The following is a 16955-nucleotide window of genomic DNA, read 5'->3' on the forward strand; positions in this document are numbered from 1 at the left end:
CGATCGCATCAGCAATCAACCCCGTCCAGCGAAGCCTTGAATTCTACACCGATTTTTCAACCAGTCGCAACTCAAAACCAACCTTTTTTTCTCAACACCTCCAAAGCTCTTCAAGAGACATCGGCTGCGCCAAGCCCGCTAGTGTACACAAGAATCGGGGCCTGGCGTTGTTTCCTGCAATCTTTTTCCAACAACCTGCTTAGTGGATCTTCAGACCCGCCACTTCTCCAGAAGCTTCTCAGGCGTCAGGCTGTCATAGCCTTCGAAGGGTTGGTGGATCCAGGGGTTGGTCGGGAGAAACTCGACCGAGTAGTCCGGCACGAAGGTGGACAGGCCCTTGGTCCAGATCACTGCACTGCGCAACTCACTAATAGGAGAGTAGTTGCTCTTGAGCATCGAGATCACTGCGTTCAAGGTGTGACCCGAGTCCGCCAAATCATCGACTAGAAGCACGCGCCCAGCGATCTCGCCCTTGGGCGTGGTGATGAAGCGGGCGATATCGAGATGCCCACGCACCGTACCGGCTTCAGCGCGGTAAGAACTGGTGGACATGATGGCCAGGGGCTTGTCGAAGATGCGGCTCAGGATGTCACCCGGGCGCAGACCTCCTCTGGCCAGACACAGAATGGTGTCGAACTCCCAACCAGACTGATGCACCTTCAGGGCCAGCTTCTCGATAAGGCTGTGGTACTCGTCATAGCTCACATAGAGATGCTTGCCGTCTTCCGTCAACATGAAAACTCCTAAATTCATAGCACCTGGCGCCCGCACATAGGGCGCCAGGCGTCAAAAACATCAGCCAACCTGGTAGGGGTTGTGCATGAGGATGGTGTGATCCCGATCGGGACTGGTGGAAATCATGGCGATGGGCACGCCCGTGACTTCCTCGATGCGCTCGAGATACTTCCGTGCATTGACGGGGAGTTCGTCATAGCGCGTCACGCCCACGGTGGAATCGGTCCAGCCGGGCATGCTTTGATAGATGGGCACGCAGCGTGCGATCTCTTCAGCGCCCATGGGCAGCAGATCGACCTTGGCGCCATCGAGTTCATAGCCAACGCACAGCTTCAGCTCTTCCAGGCCGTCCAGTACATCCAGCTTGGTGATGCACAACCCGGTCAGGCCGTTCACCTGCGCGCTGCGTTTGAGCAAAGCGGCATCGAACCAGCCGCAGCGGCGGCTGCGGCCGGTGGTGACGCCCTTCTCGGCACCCACCGTGCTCATGTGATAGCCCGGCGTACCCTTCTTTTCCCACTCCAGCTCGGTAGGGAACGGGCCACCGCCCACGCGGGTGCAGTAGGCCTTGGTGATGCCCAGCACGTAGTGAAGCAGACTGGGGCCTACGCCAGCGCCTGCAGCGGCGTTGCCCGCCACGCAGTTGCTGGACGTGACATAGGGGTAGGTGCCGTGATCGACATCCAGCAGCGTGCCCTGGGCTCCTTCGAACAGCAGGTTATCGCCAGCCAGATGCGCCTCGTTCAGTTCACGCGACACGTCGGCCATCATCGGCTTGAGCAGTTCCGCGTGCTTCATCGCTTCGGAATAGACAGCGTCGAACTGCACCTCACCGTTGTGCAGGTAAGGGCGCAGCGCCTCCGGGAACACGAATTCACCCGAGCGCAGGAACGAGGTCAGCACATGGTTGTGCAGTTCCAGGAGTTCGCGCAGCTTGCCAGCGAAACGCTCCGGATACTTCAGGTCCTGCACGCGCAGCGCGCGGCGGGCAATCTTGTCTTCATATGCAGGGCCGATGCCGCGGCCGGTGGTCCCGATCTTTTCCACACCGCCATGCTCGCGCGCAGCTTCACGTGCCACGTCCAGTGCCGCATGGAAGGGCAGGATCAGCGGGCAGGCTTCGCTCACTCGCAGCCGGGAGCGCACATCCACGCCGGCACGCTCCAGCCCCTCGATTTCCTCGAAGAGCTTGGCCGCCGACAGCACGACTCCATTGCCGATGTAGCACTTGACCCCAGGGCGCATGATGCCGCTGGGGATCAGGTGCAAGGCGGTCTTGACGCCATTGATGACGAGCGTGTGGCCTGCGTTATGGCCCCCCTGGAAACGGACGACGCCCTGAGCACTCTCGGTGAGCCAATCCACCAGCTTGCCCTTGCCTTCGTCACCCCACTGGGTTCCGACCACGACGACGTTACGACCCTTGCTTGCTTTCATTTCAAACCCGATTCCATTGTTCAAATGCTTCAGATAGGACGAACGGTCCACTGCCCGTTCACGTGCGACAGCTCTCTGTCACAGAGGAATTCATCCACTTCGCTTTCGTGCCCCGGCAGGACACAGACGACCGTCTCACCCTGGCGACGAAGCGCAGAGATCATCGACTCGACTTCAGCGCCCTCTCCCCACGGCGCACGGACGGCGGCCCGGAGCGCTCGAGGCGAAACCACGCTCACCAGTTGTTTGATGTCCAGGCTGAAGCCCGCCGCCGGGCGGTTGCGCCCGAAGGCCGCACCCACCTCGTCGTAGCGGCCACCGCGCACCAGTGCGTCGCTGGCTCCCGGCGCATACATGGCGAAGCGTGCTCCGCTGTAATAGGCATAGCCGCGCAGATCAGCCAGATCCACCGTGACCTGGGCCGAGGAGAGGCGCGACGCGATAGTGCGCAACCCGGCCAGCACCGGCTTGATGCCGGGGAAATCACTCAGCAAGCGCTCGGCCTCGTCCAACACATCAATGCCACCGTACAACCGCAGCAGCGTCTGCAGGCCGTCGCGCGAGGCTGCAGGCAACTGCTTGGTCAAATCAGCCAGCTCGCTGGAATCCTTGACGGCCAGCGCGTTCTGGATGCGCGCGAGGTCGAAATCTTCCTTGGGCACGTGCTGCAAAAGGCTGCGCACGATCCGCACATCGGCAAGGTCGACGCTCACGTTCTCGACGTTGGCCACGGCCAGGCATTCCAGCGCCAGAAGCACGCTCTCTATGTCAGCCTCCAGCCCGGCATGGCCGTAGATTTCCGCGCCGAACTGAAGCGGCTCGCGCGTAGCATGCGGTTTGTCGGGACGGGTGTGCAGTACCGGGCCGCAGTAGCACAGCCGGCTGACCCCCTTGCGATTAAGGAGGTGAGCGTCAATACGCGCAGCCTGCTGCGTGGTGTCGGCACGCAAGCCCATGGAGCGGCCAGAGAGCTGGTCCACCAGTTTGAATGTCTGCAGATCAAGCGCTTCGCCTGCGCCCGTCAACAAGGACTCCAAATGCTCCAGCAGAGGAGGCATGACCAACTCATAGCCGTAGCTACAAGCCGTATCGAGCAACCCTCGGCGCAGTTCTTCGATATGCCGCGCCTCGGAAGGCAGCACATCAGCAATGTGATCCGGCAGGACCCAAGCAGACATGAGAAATGGGGGAGCTGTTAAAAACGCGATTCTACCGGGTACGGCTCGCAAAGGCCTCCCCGACGAGCGCTGGACACCCTCAAAGCGAAACAGCCGGGGACGTGAACGGGTCCGGCATCGCGCAACAAGGCCCGCACGGCCGGGGGGGGCCGTCGACCAGAACACCACCAATGGAGGGCTTACGAGCTGCGTGCCAGCGCAGTGGCAGAGCACGCAAGCCGGCCTCGCAGTCCGCCCACCGGAGGGGGCTCGTGCGGCGAGGCCAGCCGGCCGGCCGGCCGGCCGGCCGGCCGATTTCAGTTTCGCGGTGCCGCCGATGGCGTGCCGCGATAGGCCTTGAAGAATTCGGACGAAGACGGATCGACAATCACCACATCGCTCTTCTTGTTGAAGCTAGATTTGTACGCTTCGAGACTGCGATAGAACTGAGCGAACTGCGGATCGCGGCCAAAGGCGTCGGCATACACACGCGATGCTTCAGCGTCCCCCGCACCCTTGACCTTCTGCGCGTCGCGGTACGCATTGGCGATCGCGATCTCGCGCTGCCGGTCTGCGTCAGCGCGAATCTTTTCACCTTCTGCGGCGCCCGTGGATCGCAGTTCATTGGCCACCCGCTTGCGCTCGGCCTCCATCCGTCGATAGACGGACTCCGTGATAGCTTCAACGTAGTCGATGCGGGTGATGCGCACATCGACGACATCCACCCCCCAGGGCTTGCTGCCCCGCACCGTGTCGAGCACTTCGCGCTTGACTTCCGCCATCAGCTCTTCACGCTTGCCGGAGAGCAGATCCTTGACCGTCCGGCGGTTTACCTCCTCCTGAAAGGCATTGCGCACCACGCGGTTCAGCTGGATCGCACCGGCGTTCTCGTCCAGTCCCACATTGCGGATGTACTCCTGCGGGTCCGAAATGCGCCAACGCACGTACCAGTCGATGACGACGCGCTGCTTTTCGGCCGTAAGCATCGACTCGGTGTCGGTGCTATCCAAGGTCAGCAGCCGCTTGTCGATGTAACGCACATTCTGGAACGGCGGTGGCAGCTTGAAGTTCAGGCCCGGCTCGGTGATGACCTCCTTAATCTGGCCCAGTGCGTAGACCACGCCGAATTGACGTTGGTCGACGACGAAAAGCATGGAGCTCAGCAAGGCCAACGCCAGCAGCAATGTGGAAGCGATAAATCCGACTCTATTCACAACTCACTCCTAGCGGGCATCGCGCTCACGCGTGCGGCTGGTGTCACGCACGCGGGCATCATTCTGGAAGGCAGCCGACGACGGCGGCGTCGCGGGAGCGCTGGAACTGGTCGCAGGCGGCGCCTCGACGGCGCCACCGCTTCCGGTAGTGCCCGACACGTTCTGGGAAACGCTTTGCATGATCTTGTCCAGCGGAAGGTACAGGAGATTGGAGCCCTGGCGCGAATCCACCAAAACTTTGGTCACGTTGCTGTACATCTGCTGCATGGATTCGAGATACATGCGGTCGCGGGTCACCTGAGGGGCCTTCTGGTACTCCGTCAGCACCGAGCTGAAACGCTGCGCGTCGCCCTGCGCCTGCGCGACGATCCGGGCCTTGTAAGCAGCGGCCTCCTCATTCAGACGGGACGCAGCACCCACAGCGCGCGGGATCACGTCATTGGCATAGGCCTGGGCCTCGTTCTTGGCGCGCTCGCGCTCCTGCCCCGCTTTCAGCACATCGTCGAAGGCCGCTTGCACCTGCTCGGGAGGACGGACCCCGCCCTGCTGCAGGTTGATGCCCACCACTTCGACACCGATCTTGTAGCGATCCAGAATGGTCTGCATGAGCGTGCGCACGCGGGGGGCGATCTGATCGCGCTCGTCCGCCAGCGCTGCGTCCATGCGCATCTTGCCGACGACTTCACGCACAGCGGTTTCAGCGACTTGCACCACCGTGTCGGCAGGATTGCGGCTTTCGAACAACCAAGCGCGTGCATCGCTCAGCCGGTACTGGACCGCGAACTTGATTTCGACGATGTTCTCGTCTTCGGTCAGCATGGCGGACTCGCGCAGACCCGTGCTCTTGATCACGCTGTCACGTCCCACGTCGACGGAGCGAATCTGCGTGACGAACACCAGCTCGTGGCGCTGAATCGGGTACGGCAGGCGCCAGTTGAAGCCGGCGCCCACGGTGCCCTTGTACTTGCCGAACTGCGTGATGACCGCCTGCTGGCCTTCCTGGACGATGAAGAAGCCCGTGCCGAGCCAGATCAGTACGGCAACCCCTGCGATCAGGGCGACACCCACCCCTGCATTCTTCATGTCCGGCTGGAACCCGCCGCTACCGCCCCCGGTCGGGCCACGGCCACCACCATTCTTGCCGCCGAAGAGGCCGCCTAGCTTGCGATTCAGATCCCGCCAGAGTTCGTCAAGATCCGGTGGCTGTCCCGCATTGCCCGGGTCTTTAGCGCGCTGCCCTTGGGGACGCTGCGCTGGAGGGGGATCGGAATCCGGGCGACCGGCATCTTCGCTCTTGTCGTCGCCACGCCCCCAGCGGGGGTCGTTTAAGTTGAACATTCCCCGGATACGCTGGGGCAACAGGGCCCAACGGGGAGCGCGTCGATGCAGATTCATGCGGAAAGTCTCTGTTTCTCTAAGGACTGGAGCCGATCGGGCATTGTGCCCAATCAGCCATCGCTGCCCGTCAATTCAGCAGTATCGCCAGGGGTCATGCCGTCCGCTCGGGCCGCAATGCACGTCGCAGCCAGTTGCGTCCGCAACTGCGCCAGGCCTTCACCGGTGCGCGCGCTCACGAAGATGCGAGGAACCGGCATGCCGTCCAACTCGTAGCTATCCTGCCGCTGGCTCGCCTGGGCCTCGGGCGCCAGGGCGTCCACCTTGTTGAAAACCAGCAGTTGGGGAACATCCGATGCGCCGATTTCCGCGAGCACCTTCTGGACCTGCGCGATCTGTTCCGGAAAGCCGGGATTAGCGGCATCGACGACATGCAGCAGCAGATCCGCATCAACGGCTTCCTGCAGCGTGGCCTGAAAAGCATCCACCAGACCATGCGGCAGATCGCGAATGAAACCGACGGTATCGGAAAGGGATACCGACTGTTCGGCCTCTGCCAAATAAAGCTGCCGGGTCGTGGTGTCCAACGTGGCGAACAACTGATCGGCCGCATAGGCGCGAGCCTTCACCAGGGCGTTGAACAGGGTGGACTTTCCCGCATTGGTGTAACCCACCAATGAGATATTGAAGGTATCGCGCCGCTCACGCTGGCGACGCTGCGTGGAACGCTGGCGCTTGACCTTCTCGAGACGCTCACGCGTGCGTTTTATCGCCTCATTGATCATGCGGCGATCCAGTTCGATCTGCGTTTCACCCGGGCCGCCCCGGGTCCCGATACCACCGCGCTGCCGCTCAAGGTGGGACCATCGGCGCACAAGCCGCGTACTCAGGTAACGCAGCTTCGCCAACTCCACCTGCAGCTTGCCTTCATGGCTGCGAGCGCGTTGCGCAAATATCTCCAGGATGAGCAATGTACGGTCGTTGACCGGCATCTCGAGCTGGCGCTCGAGATTGCGCTGTTGTGCCGGGCTGAGCGCCTGATCGAACAGCACCTCTTTCGCACCGTGCAGCTGCGCGAGCATACGTATCTCGTCAGCCTTGCCACTACCGACGAATAAGGCCGCATCGGGCGCCTTGCGCTTGCAGGTCAACCGGGCCACGGGATCGAGGCCGGCCGTCTGCGCTAGCAGACCCAACTCTTCCAGTTCCCCGTCGAAATGGGGCAGCCCGAAATCAACGCCCACAAGAACTACGGGCGTGGCAGAAACCTCAGGAGTATCGGGAGAACTCAAGACAAGGCGGAGCTAGAAGGCAAGAAAGAGATAAGCCAATAGGACGAATTTGCCAACATCAGGCAGCAGCGTCGCTCTCGCTGGCTTCTGCCGTATTGAAGTTCACGGCGCGCCCCGGAACGATCGTGGAAATCGCGTGCTTGTAAACCATCTGCGTCACGGTATTGCGAAGCAGCACCACGTACTGATCGAACGACTCGATCTGCCCCTGGAGCTTGATCCCATTGACCAGATAGATGGACACCGGCACATGCTCACGACGCAGTGCGTTCAGAAACGGGTCTTGCAAGAGTTGGCCTTTATTGCTCACGATATTCTCCGTGTTCAACGAATGTTGTTGTAAAACTGCACCATACCACAGCCCTGCGGCCCGCCTGGCCGCAAAGCCTTAGGTTCCGATGGACTGCCGATCAGGCATCGTCCTTGTCCGCAAACGGATTGTGAGATGTCTTCATCTCGATGCGCAGAGGAGTTCCGACGAGATTGAATTCCTTCCGGAACCGCCCCTCAAGGAACCGCTTGTACGCATCCGTGACGTGCTCCAGCGAGTTGCCGTGGATGACGATCACTGGCGGATTCATGCCGCCCTGATGCGCGTAACGCAGCTTGGGGCGAAACATCCCCGAACGCTTGGGGCTCTGGAACTGCACAGCCTCCAGCAGCAGTCGGGTCAACACGGGCGTGGACATCTTGCAGGTGGCGGCCTTGTGGGCCTGCGCGATGGACGACCAGAGTGGCCCCAGGCCCTGCCGCTTTTTCGCGGAAATGAAGTGCAGCGAAGCGAACTTCAGGAACGAGAGGCGCGTCTCGATGGAGCGCTCGAGCATCTGCCGGCCGTAGTCATCGACCGCATCCCACTTGTTCACCGCCAAAACGACGGCTCGGCCGCTTTCCAGCACGTAGCCCGCGATGTGGGCATCCTGGTCGGTCACCCCCTGCGTTGCATCGAGCAGAAGCAACACCACGTTCGCCGATTCGATTGCCTGCAAAGTCTTGACGACAGAGAATTTCTCGATGGCCTCGAACACCCGGCCCTTGCGACGCAGTCCTGCGGTATCGATCAGCTCGAACTTCTGGCCTTGGCGCTCGAACGGCACCGAGATCGCATCGCGCGTGGTACCGGGCATATCGAAGGCGACGAGTCGCTCTTCGCCCAGCCAGGTATTGATCAGCGTGGACTTGCCCACATTGGGGCGGCCCGCCACGGCCAGGCGGATCACGCCAGCATCCGCTTCATCGGCGTCTTCGTCAGGATCGGGCAGGTGCAGCGGCGCGAGGGCGAGCTCCACCAGACTGCGAATGCCCTGGCCGTGCGCCGCGGAAACGGGGTGAACCTCGCCCAGGCCCAGTTCGTAGAACTCCGCCAGTTGCGCACCTTCGAGCATGCCTTCGGCCTTATTGCCGACGAGCACGCACGGTTTGCCCAGCTTGCGCAGGTAATTCGCGATGTCGTGATCCTGCGCCGACAAACCGGCGCGGGCATCGACCACAAACACGACGACGTCGGCCTCAGCCACGGCCTGCTGGGTCTGCTTGGCCATCTCGCGGTAGATACCGGCAGAGGCATCTGGCTCGAAGCCCCCGGTATCGATCACGATGTACTCGTGCTTGCCCTGCTTGCCATTGCCGTAATGCCGATCTCGGGTCAGGCCGGCGAAATCGGCGACGATCGCATCCCGCGACTTGGTGAGCCGATTGAACAGCGTGGATTTGCCCACATTGGGCCGCCCGACGAGGGCGATGACTGGCTTCATTCTTATGCTTGTTATTGAGGGCGGAAGCCGTAGATGCCACCGTTGCGGGTGACGACGACCAGGGTGTCGGCCGACGCGACGGGCCCGACAGACACGCCCGATCCATCGGTGGCCAGGCGGTTCAGAGCGGCCCCGTCTTCGCGAGACAGCAAATGCACCAAGCCGGAGTCGTCACCAATAACGACGGAGCGGCCGAGCACTAGGGGAGCGGACAACTTGCGGTATTGCAGACGCTCGGAAGTCCATGCCTTCGCGCCATCCTGGCGCTTCCATGCGATGACCGTGCCGTTGCTTTCAGTGCCGAAGACCAGTTGATCGTCTCCGTCCACGCCTTCGGCACCGTTGGCCGTCTGAGTCCAGAGCGTGCTGCCACGTAGCGCATTCACGCAGCCGACCGCGGCCTGGAAGGCGCGCGCACAGATCACGTCGCCCACCCGGCTCGTACGGCCGATGACCTCCACGAGGCGCTCGACATCGTTGGTGCCACGCGAGCTGGCCACCGGGGCCTCCCAGCGGACGGTGCCGTTGTCGGGGTTGAAGCCCACCAACCGTCCTCCGAGCCCCGCAACCAGGGTGTCACCCACCGCGATCAGCACGCCATGCTGGCGCAGGACGAGAGGATCGCCAGAACGCTGCTGACTCCAGAGCCGCTGGCCGGTCGCCGCATCGAACGCGGCAACGGAACGATTGGCCTCCAGAACGAAAACACGATTGCCCGCAACGAGAGGTGGCGTATAAGACTGCGCCTGCAGGGTCTGACGCCATAGTTCTCGCGCGTTCGCCAGCACGACGACGTCGTTCTTCTGCGTGACTACGGCCGTCCACTTGCCATCGCTACCCACGCCGGCGGACAGGGGCTCCCCCAGAGATACGCGCCAGATGTCGCCGCCCGTGCGCGCATCGATCGCCGCCACGGTTCCGTCGGCAGATGCCACAGTCACCGCATTGCCGTTGACGTGCACCTCGAGCGGCAGGCCAGCCGTCGGACCGATCTTGGCTGTCCACGCCTGGCGCACACCCAGAATCGGCACGTTGGGCCCCAGGTCTAAAGGCTTGGGCTTGGAAGAGCCACCCCACAGAGAGCAGCCGGTCAACAGCACAGCACCGGCCAACAGGAAGCCACCGACCAAAGGCCGCTTCATCGCCATCAGACGACCCATCATTGAACACCTCCGGATGACGTGGCGACTGCCACGGACTGCTGCGGCACCGATGCCCCGAGGGCATTCAGCTTCACCTCCACCAAGCGACGGTAATCCACACGATCTTCGAAGGCCTTGTAGGCACGCTGATACTCGGCCGTGGCATCAGCCTTCTTGCCCTGCAGTGCCAGTACGTCGCCCTTGCGATCGGCAAACGCCGCATCAAAACCTGCCGGCACCGAGCCGGACAGCTGCTTCATGGCTTCGTCGTAAGCCTTCTCGTCGATCAGCACCCCCGCCAGCCGCAGGCGGGCCAGGGCCTTGTAGCCCTCGTCGGATGCGTTTTGTGCCAACCAGGTCAACTCAGTCTTGGCGGAATCCAGCTTTCCGGCATCGACGAGCGCCTTGGCAGAGAGAAGCCCAGCCTGTGCGGCCTGGACCGTACCGCCATAGCGCGACTTCATGTCCGAAAAGACCTGCTCGATGCGGGCCGTATCGGCGGAGGCCACGGCCGAATCCATGGCGTCGGCGAGAGCCGCAGCCTGGGATGCCTGGCGGTTCTGCCAGTACTGATAGCCGTTCCAGGTGGCGATCGCACCGAACACCACGATCAGCACGCTGCTAATGAGGGTGCCCCAGGTGTTCCAGAAGTGCTTGATCTGGTCCAGCTGCTCTTGTTCTTCGAGGTCGAAATGGTTTGCCATGATGTGGTGTGTTCAGCGGATCGATTGTAGGGTGCCGGCCCATTCGGCCAGGCTGGACAGGGGGCGCTCGACCTGCGCGCCACTGCCATCGCGCAGCGACTTGACGAGGACAGCGCCGCGCGCCAGCTCATCGCCAGCGAACACCAGGGCATAGGGGCTGCCGCTCGCGTCCGCCTTCTTGAACTGGGACTTCAGACTCGCCATGCCCTCGGCCGCGGAAGGCTGCATCTGCACCCTCACGCCCAGCGCCCGCAGCTGCTGCAGAGTGGCCATCGCTGCAGGCATCGAGTCAACATCCTGCACGACCGCGTACACATCGGGAACTAGCTCACGGGGCGCGGTGCCCTGCTCTTTCAGCAATTCGAGCACGCGCTCCACTCCCAAGGCCCAGCCCACGGCCGGCGCGGGCTTGCCCCCCACCTGCTCGATCAGATAGTCGTAACGGCCGCCGCCGCAGATGGTGCCCTGCGAGCCCAGCCGGTCAGTGATGAACTCGAACACCGTGAGGTTGTAGTAGTCCATGCCGCGCACCAGGCGCGGATTGATGCGCCAAGCCACGCCGTTCGCATCCAGGATCGCCTTGACACGGTCCAGGTGAAGCAGTGAGTCGTCGCCGAGGAAGTCGATGAGCTTGGGTGCGGCCTCCACCAAGGCCTGCATCGCAGGGTTCTTGGTATCGAGAATGCGCAGAGGGTTGGTGTGCAGCCGCCGGCGCGCCTCCTCGTCCAGCTGGTCGGCATGCGCTTCCAGATAGGCGATCAGGGCGGCGCGGTGCGCTCTGCGCTCGTCGGGCTGACCCAGGCTGTTGAGTTCGAGCCGGACATCGGTGAGGCCCAGTTCCTTCCACAGGGCATCGGCCAGCAGAATGAGTTCCGCGTCCACCTCGGCGCCCGGAAAGCCCAGGGCTTCAGCGCCGATCTGGTGGAACTGGCGATAGCGTCCCCGCTGCGGTCGCTCGTGCCGGAACATCGGCCCCATGTAGTAGAGACGCTTGCCGCCTTCGTACAGCATGGAATGCTCCACCACCGCGCGCACCACGCCGGCAGTGGATTCGGGGCGCAGGGTCAATTGCTCGCCGTTGAGGCGGTCTTCGAAGGAATACATCTCCTTTTCGACGATGTCGGTCACCTCACCCAGCCCACGCACGAAGAGCGCCGTGGGCTCCACAATGGGCGTGCGAAGGTTGCGGTAGGCATAGCGCTCCATCAGGTTGCGCACCTTCTCTTCTAGCCATTCCCAGCGCGCGGATTCCGGCGGCAGGATGTCGTTCATGCCCTTGACCGCCACCAACTTCTGAGGCTTGGGCAATGCGGCTTCCTTGTTGTTCTCTTTGTTGTTGCTCACGGTATTTCTCGTTGAATGATTCGAACGGCTCGGGCCGGGCCTACCCCGCCTGAGCGGCGAAGGCGTGGTGCCGGCCAGCGCGTCAGGCGACGGACTCGGGCTGGCGTCCGCCGAATCGCTTGGCGATGTAGTCCTCGACCAGCTGATGGAACTCTTGCGCGATGTTGTCGCCGCGCAGCGTCAGAGCCTTTTCGCCGTCGATGAACACGGGAGCGGCAGGCGCTTCGCCTGTGCCGGGCAGGCTGATGCCAATGTCGGCATGCTTGCTCTCACCGGGGCCGTTGACGATACAGCCCATGACCGCGACCTTGAGCTTCTCGACGCCCGGGTAACGTACGCGCCACACCGGCATCTGCGAACGCAGGTGATCATCGATCTGCTTGGCCAGCTCCTGGAAGGTGGTACTGGTGGTGCGGCCGCAGCCGGGGCAGGCCGTCACGCTCGGCACATAGGCCCGCATGCCCAATGCCTGCAGCAGCTCGGAAGCCACCACCACCTCCTGCGTGCGGGCTTCGCCCGGCTGGGGCGTGAGCGACACACGGATGGTGTCGCCGATGCCCTCTTGCAGCAGCACGGACAGCGCCGCGGCCGAAGCCACCGTACCCTTGGTGCCCATGCCGGCCTCGGTCAGGCCCAGGTGCAGGGCGTAGTCGCTGCGCCGCGCTAGTTCGCGATAAACGGAGATCAGGTCCTGCACGCCGCTGACCTTGCACGAGAGGATGATCTGATTGCCGTCCAGACCCATGGCTTCGGCACGGCGGGCCGATTCGACGGCCGAGGTGATAAGAGCCTCGTACATTACCTGCCGTGCATCCCAGGGCACGGCGCGGCGACTGTTTTCGTCCATAAGTTGGGCCAGCAGTTCCTGGTCGAGGCTGCCCCAGTTGACGCCGATGCGCACGGCCTTGTCCCAGCGCATCGCGGCTTCGATCATCTGGCCGAACTGGCGGTCGCGCTTGTCGCCCTTGCCCACATTGCCGGGATTGATGCGGTATTTGGAGAGAGCTTGCGCGCAGTCGGGGTAGTCCGTCAGCAGGCGATGGCCGTTGTAATGGAAGTCACCGACCAGAGGTACGGTTTCACCCATGCGGTCAAGCTGCTCTCGGATGTAAGGCACCGCGGCGGCGGCCTCGGGCGTGTTGACCGTAATGCGCACGAACTCGGAACCCGCCTGGGCCAGTTCCTTGACCTGGATGGCGGTGCCGATGGCATCGACCGTGTCGGTGTTCGTCATGGACTGCACGCGCACAGGCGCATCGCCGCCGACGGTCACCACACGAGAGCCCCAGACGACGCGCGCCTGGCGTGTGCGCCGGGGCAGCGGAGATGCGATGGCGATGGGAGCGGCGGTTGTTTCGTGGTTCACTTATTTCACCTCGAACCGCGCGACGTTCTCGCGCGCAATGCTGGTCAGGTCCATGGGCTTGCCACGCACCGTCACGGTAGTGGCGTCGGCCTTGCCGATCACCACAGCCCATGGCGGCGAGCCCGGCGCCACCAGCTTGTCGCCAGCGGTCAATGTCTTTTGCGTGGTACCGCCCCCCGAAAGGCTGCGCACCTGCACCCAGGAGGTCCCGCTTGCAGTGATCACCAATGGGCCATCGTCAGCAGGCACCGTCGGCACGGACGAGAGCTGGCTGGATGCGGCCAGAGGCGACGAACCGGCGATAGGGGCGGCAGCCGCTACAGCCGGCACGGAAGCCGCGGTTGTGGTCGGGGTGGGCGTCGGGGCTGGGGCCGGCGCGACGACCGCAGTCTGAGGCAAAGGCGCAACCACGGCCGCCACGGAGCTGGAAGCGGCCTCGGCCGGCGCCGCAGCGGGGAGCTCCGAGACGGCACTCGCCTGCGTCGAGGCCGGCTTGCCCGCCGATGCGGACTGCTCCACCGCGCGCGGCACGAAGACCATGGCGAGGGCGGCCAGCAGCAAGACCAGCACCACGCCGATGACGGAACGGGAGATGGCGGAGCCACCGGCACCCAATGCGCGCGCGCTGCCGTCCTTGAAAGAGGCATTGATGCCGTGATCCACGGACAACCTAGGCGCCGAGCTCGTCGGCAACAGGGCCAGAACCGGGGCCGCATCCACCTTCAGCGTACGGCAAACGCTGGACGCGAGGGCCCGCAGGAACACCACGTCGGTGAACGTGTCGTAGCGGTCCTCCTCCAGCGCTTCCAGCTTGTGCGCCGGCACCTTGAGCGCCACCGCCAGCGCAGCCACATGCACGCCTGCAGCCTGCCTCGCTTGGCGCAGCAGCGCTCCGGCGGTGATGCCGCCCGCTACGGGCTGAGCGCCCAAGGAATTCATGTTTTCTGCTTCCACCATCTCACTCATCGAACGTGCCTCGCTCATATGCCAGCAACTCACGGGAATCGGGGAATCGCCTGCGCAGCTGATCGCCTAACTGGCGCATCGCCATCGGCTCCTTCAAAGCGCGCTCCACCTTGATGCCCAGCCAGAGCGACTCCGCGGTGGAGAACTCGCCATTGTTCACTCGCCGTACATAGAACTGGGCCTGCTTGATATCGCCCCTTCGGAACTTCAAGGCGGCGAGGTAGTAGCCTATGACCGGGTTGCCGGCATCCATTTCGTAGGCCTTGGAAAGCGCCTGCTCGGCACGCACCAGATCTCCGGCACGCTCCAGGCAGACGCCCTGCGACATCAGCGTGCGGCTGCGCGATGGGTATGTGGGGACGGCCAGCGCGCGTTCGAACCACTGTTCGGCATCGGCATAGCGTTGGCGCTGGCATTGAAGCCAGCCGTAGTTGTGCATGATGTCCGGGTCACCCGGCTTCAGGGATTGGGCACGCCGCAGGCTGTCTTCGGCCTGATCGAGGTTGCCCAGCCGCATGTACACCAAGGCCATCAAGTGTTGGGCGTCGGCAAAGGTCGGGTCGATGGCGACGGACTGCTTGACCTCGTCGAGCGCCACGGTGGTTTGGCCGCGCTGCAGATAACTGGCAGCCAGTTCGAGTCGGATGCGCGCGCGGCGGCGGGTTTCGGACTCGTCGGATGGCGTGACGATGGGATCGGATGCCGAGGAAGCGGACGCGGAAGCTGCCCCTGGTGCGTTGGCGCACCCGGCGAGCAGGTACGCGCAGACCAGATAGATGCCCGTTGCGGCACCCCAGCGGCGCCACAGCGCCCACGAAAACGTCATGCCCGCCCCCTTGATGTGAGATGCATTCCGACTAAGACACCGGCTTGAGCGCGATCACGCGCTGCTTGGCCATGCGCTCGGACGCGCGGGTGCGATCCTTGACGTCCCCGGCGAGCTGGCCGCACGCTGCATCGATGTCGTCCCCACGCGTCTTGCGCACGGTCGTGACGATACCCGCATCGCTCAGCAACTTGGCAAAAGCCGACACTTGCTGAGGGGGAGAGCGCAGCAGACCGGAAGCGGGAAAGGGGTTGAAGGGGATCAGGTTGAACTTGCACCACACGCCCTTGCCGGCATGCTGGCGCACCAGTTCGATCAGTTGCAGCGCATGCTCGGGCTGATCGTTCACCCCGTCGAGCATGCAGTATTCGAAAGTGATGAAGTCGCGCGGCGCGTGCTCCAGATAGCGGTTGCAGGTTTCCAGCAGCTCGCTGATCGGGTATTTGCGGTTCAGCGGGACCAGGTTGTCGCGCAGCGCATCGTTGGGGGCATGCAGCGATACCGCGAGGGCCACCGGGCAATCCTGGGCCAGGCGATCCATCATCGGAACGACGCCCGAGGTGGACACGGTCACGCGCCGGCGCGACAGGCCGTAGCCGTGATCGTCCAGCATCGCCCGCAGAGCGGGCACCAGGGCGCCGTAGTTCTGCAGGGGCTCGCCCATGCCCATCATCACGACATTGGAGATCACGCGCTCGGACGTACCCATGCGCGCTCGCAGCGCGTGCTCGGCGAACCAGAGCTGGGCGACGATCTCGCCGGTCGTCAGATTGCGGCTGAAACCTTGATGGCCGGTGGAACAGAACCGGCAGCCCACGGCGCAACCCGCCTGCGAAGAAACGCACAGGGTGCCACGGTCATCTTCAGGAATGAATACGGATTCGACGGCGTTGCCGTCGCCCACGTCGAAGAGCCACTTGACGGTGCCGTCAGCGGACACATGTTCGCTGATGACCGGCAGGCCCGTCACAACGGCCACGCCCTTGAGCTTTTCGCGCAGCGACTTCGCGAGGTCGCTCATCGCGTCGAACTCGCTGGCGCCGCGCTGATGGATCCAGCGAAAGAGCTGGGTGGCGCGGAAACGCTTCTCACCCAGCCGCTCGCAGAAAGCAGCCAGGCCGTCGAGGTCGAAATCGAGAAGGTTCGTGCTCATGGCGTGATCCAGGCTGATGGCCGCCGGAGCGCGCCATGCATCGCCGCCTGCCGGGGCCGAAGCGCAGGGGCTCCAGGCCTTGCCGGCGGCGTTGCCGCTTCAGCGGGAATAAACGTTCAGGCCGGGGAAGAAGAACGCGACTTCGACGGCGGCCGTTTCAGGAGCGTCGGAGCCGTGGACGGCGTTGGCGTCGATGCTGTCGGCGAAGTCAGCGCGGATGGTGCCGGCGTCGGCCTTCTTGGGGTCCGTGGCGCCCATAAGTTCACGGTTCTTCAGGATGGCGTTTTCGCCTTCCAGAGCCTGGATCATCACCGGGCCGGAGATCATGAATTCCACCAGGTCGTTGAAGAACGGGCGTTCCTTGTGAACCGCGTAGAACTGCTCGGCTTCGCGGCGCGAGAGGTGAGCCATGCGGGCGGCCACAACCTTCAGGCCGGCGGCTTCGAAGCGAGCGTAGATCTGGCCGATGACGTTCTTAGCAACGGCGTCGGGCTTGATGATGGAGAGGGTGCGTTCGATGGCCATGGTCT

The 16955-nt window shown here is 63.4% G+C and carries 17 protein-coding genes; 1 reads left to right on the forward strand and 16 read right to left on the reverse strand.

Features of this window, described 5'->3' with window-relative positions:
* The coding region (locus AC3A84_RS14555; protein WP_487970611.1) for a hypothetical protein at positions 1-203 on the forward strand (203 nt) is incomplete at its 5' end.
* 7 nt (positions 204-210) lie between these two features.
* On the opposite strand, the gene AC3A84_RS14560 is transcribed toward AC3A84_RS14555, so the two are convergent.
* The 16 genes from AC3A84_RS14560 to ndk form a co-directional block, all read right to left on the reverse strand.
* Complete coding sequence (locus AC3A84_RS14560; protein ID WP_092942271.1) at positions 211-735, reverse strand: phosphoribosyltransferase; 525 nt, start codon at positions 733-735, stop codon at positions 211-213.
* 60 nt (positions 736-795) lie between these two features.
* Positions 796-2172 (reverse strand): adenylosuccinate synthase, encoded by a 1377-nt coding sequence (locus AC3A84_RS14565; protein ID WP_487970613.1) that lies wholly within the window; start codon positions 2170-2172, stop codon positions 796-798.
* A 29-nt stretch (positions 2173-2201) separates the two neighbouring features.
* The gene (locus AC3A84_RS14570) at positions 2202-3350 is read right to left on the reverse strand and encodes an ATP phosphoribosyltransferase regulatory subunit (protein ID WP_487970615.1); all 1149 of its coding nucleotides are present in this window, start codon (positions 3348-3350) and stop codon (positions 2202-2204) included.
* A 296-nt stretch (positions 3351-3646) separates the two neighbouring features.
* Positions 3647-4543, reverse strand: coding sequence for a protease modulator HflC (gene hflC, locus AC3A84_RS14575; protein ID WP_487970617.1), 897 nt, complete (start codon positions 4541-4543; stop codon positions 3647-3649).
* 9 nt (positions 4544-4552) lie between these two features.
* Positions 4553-5938, reverse strand: a complete 1386-nt coding sequence (gene hflK / locus AC3A84_RS14580) for an FtsH protease activity modulator HflK (RefSeq protein ID WP_487970619.1) — start codon at positions 5936-5938, stop codon at positions 4553-4555.
* Positions 5939-5991: 53 nt separating this feature from the next.
* Positions 5992-7170 carry a GTPase HflX gene (gene hflX / locus AC3A84_RS14585; RefSeq protein WP_487970621.1) on the reverse strand — a complete coding sequence of 393 codons (1179 nt, stop codon included), beginning with the start codon at positions 7168-7170 and terminating at the stop codon, positions 5992-5994.
* A 58-nt stretch (positions 7171-7228) separates the two neighbouring features.
* Positions 7229-7480 (reverse strand): RNA chaperone Hfq, encoded by a 252-nt coding sequence (gene hfq / locus AC3A84_RS14590; RefSeq protein WP_487970623.1) that lies wholly within the window; start codon positions 7478-7480, stop codon positions 7229-7231.
* 100 nt (positions 7481-7580) lie between these two features.
* Positions 7581-8924 (reverse strand): ribosome biogenesis GTPase Der, encoded by a 1344-nt coding sequence (gene der, locus AC3A84_RS14595; protein WP_487970625.1) that lies wholly within the window; start codon positions 8922-8924, stop codon positions 7581-7583.
* 11 nt (positions 8925-8935) lie between these two features.
* Positions 8936-10087, reverse strand: coding sequence for an outer membrane protein assembly factor BamB (bamB, locus tag AC3A84_RS14600; protein WP_487970627.1), 1152 nt, complete (start codon positions 10085-10087; stop codon positions 8936-8938).
* Positions 10084-10770, reverse strand: coding sequence for a YfgM family protein (locus AC3A84_RS14605; RefSeq protein WP_487970629.1), 687 nt, complete (start codon positions 10768-10770; stop codon positions 10084-10086). The genes bamB and AC3A84_RS14605 overlap by 4 nt, the downstream gene beginning before the upstream one ends.
* Before the next feature lie 12 nt (positions 10771-10782).
* Positions 10783-12042 carry a histidine--tRNA ligase gene (gene hisS / locus AC3A84_RS14610; protein ID WP_487971050.1) on the reverse strand — a complete coding sequence of 420 codons (1260 nt, stop codon included), beginning with the start codon at positions 12040-12042 and terminating at the stop codon, positions 10783-10785.
* A 154-nt stretch (positions 12043-12196) separates the two neighbouring features.
* Positions 12197-13480, reverse strand: coding sequence for a flavodoxin-dependent (E)-4-hydroxy-3-methylbut-2-enyl-diphosphate synthase (gene ispG, locus AC3A84_RS14615; RefSeq protein ID WP_487970631.1), 1284 nt, complete (start codon positions 13478-13480; stop codon positions 12197-12199).
* Positions 13481-14419, reverse strand: a complete 939-nt coding sequence (locus AC3A84_RS14620; RefSeq protein WP_487970633.1) for a helix-turn-helix domain-containing protein — start codon at positions 14417-14419, stop codon at positions 13481-13483.
* 19 nt (positions 14420-14438) lie between these two features.
* Positions 14439-15272 carry a type IV pilus biogenesis/stability protein PilW gene (gene pilW, locus AC3A84_RS14625; RefSeq protein WP_487970635.1) on the reverse strand — a complete coding sequence of 278 codons (834 nt, stop codon included), beginning with the start codon at positions 15270-15272 and terminating at the stop codon, positions 14439-14441.
* 31 nt (positions 15273-15303) lie between these two features.
* Positions 15304-16425, reverse strand: coding sequence for a dual-specificity RNA methyltransferase RlmN (gene rlmN, locus AC3A84_RS14630; RefSeq protein ID WP_487970637.1), 1122 nt, complete (start codon positions 16423-16425; stop codon positions 15304-15306).
* A 99-nt stretch (positions 16426-16524) separates the two neighbouring features.
* Positions 16525-16950, reverse strand: coding sequence for a nucleoside-diphosphate kinase (ndk, locus tag AC3A84_RS14635; RefSeq protein WP_092942234.1), 426 nt, complete (start codon positions 16948-16950; stop codon positions 16525-16527).
* Positions 16951-16955 lie beyond the last annotated feature (5 nt).

It is taken from the genome of Paracidovorax sp. (genome assembly GCF_057642795.1).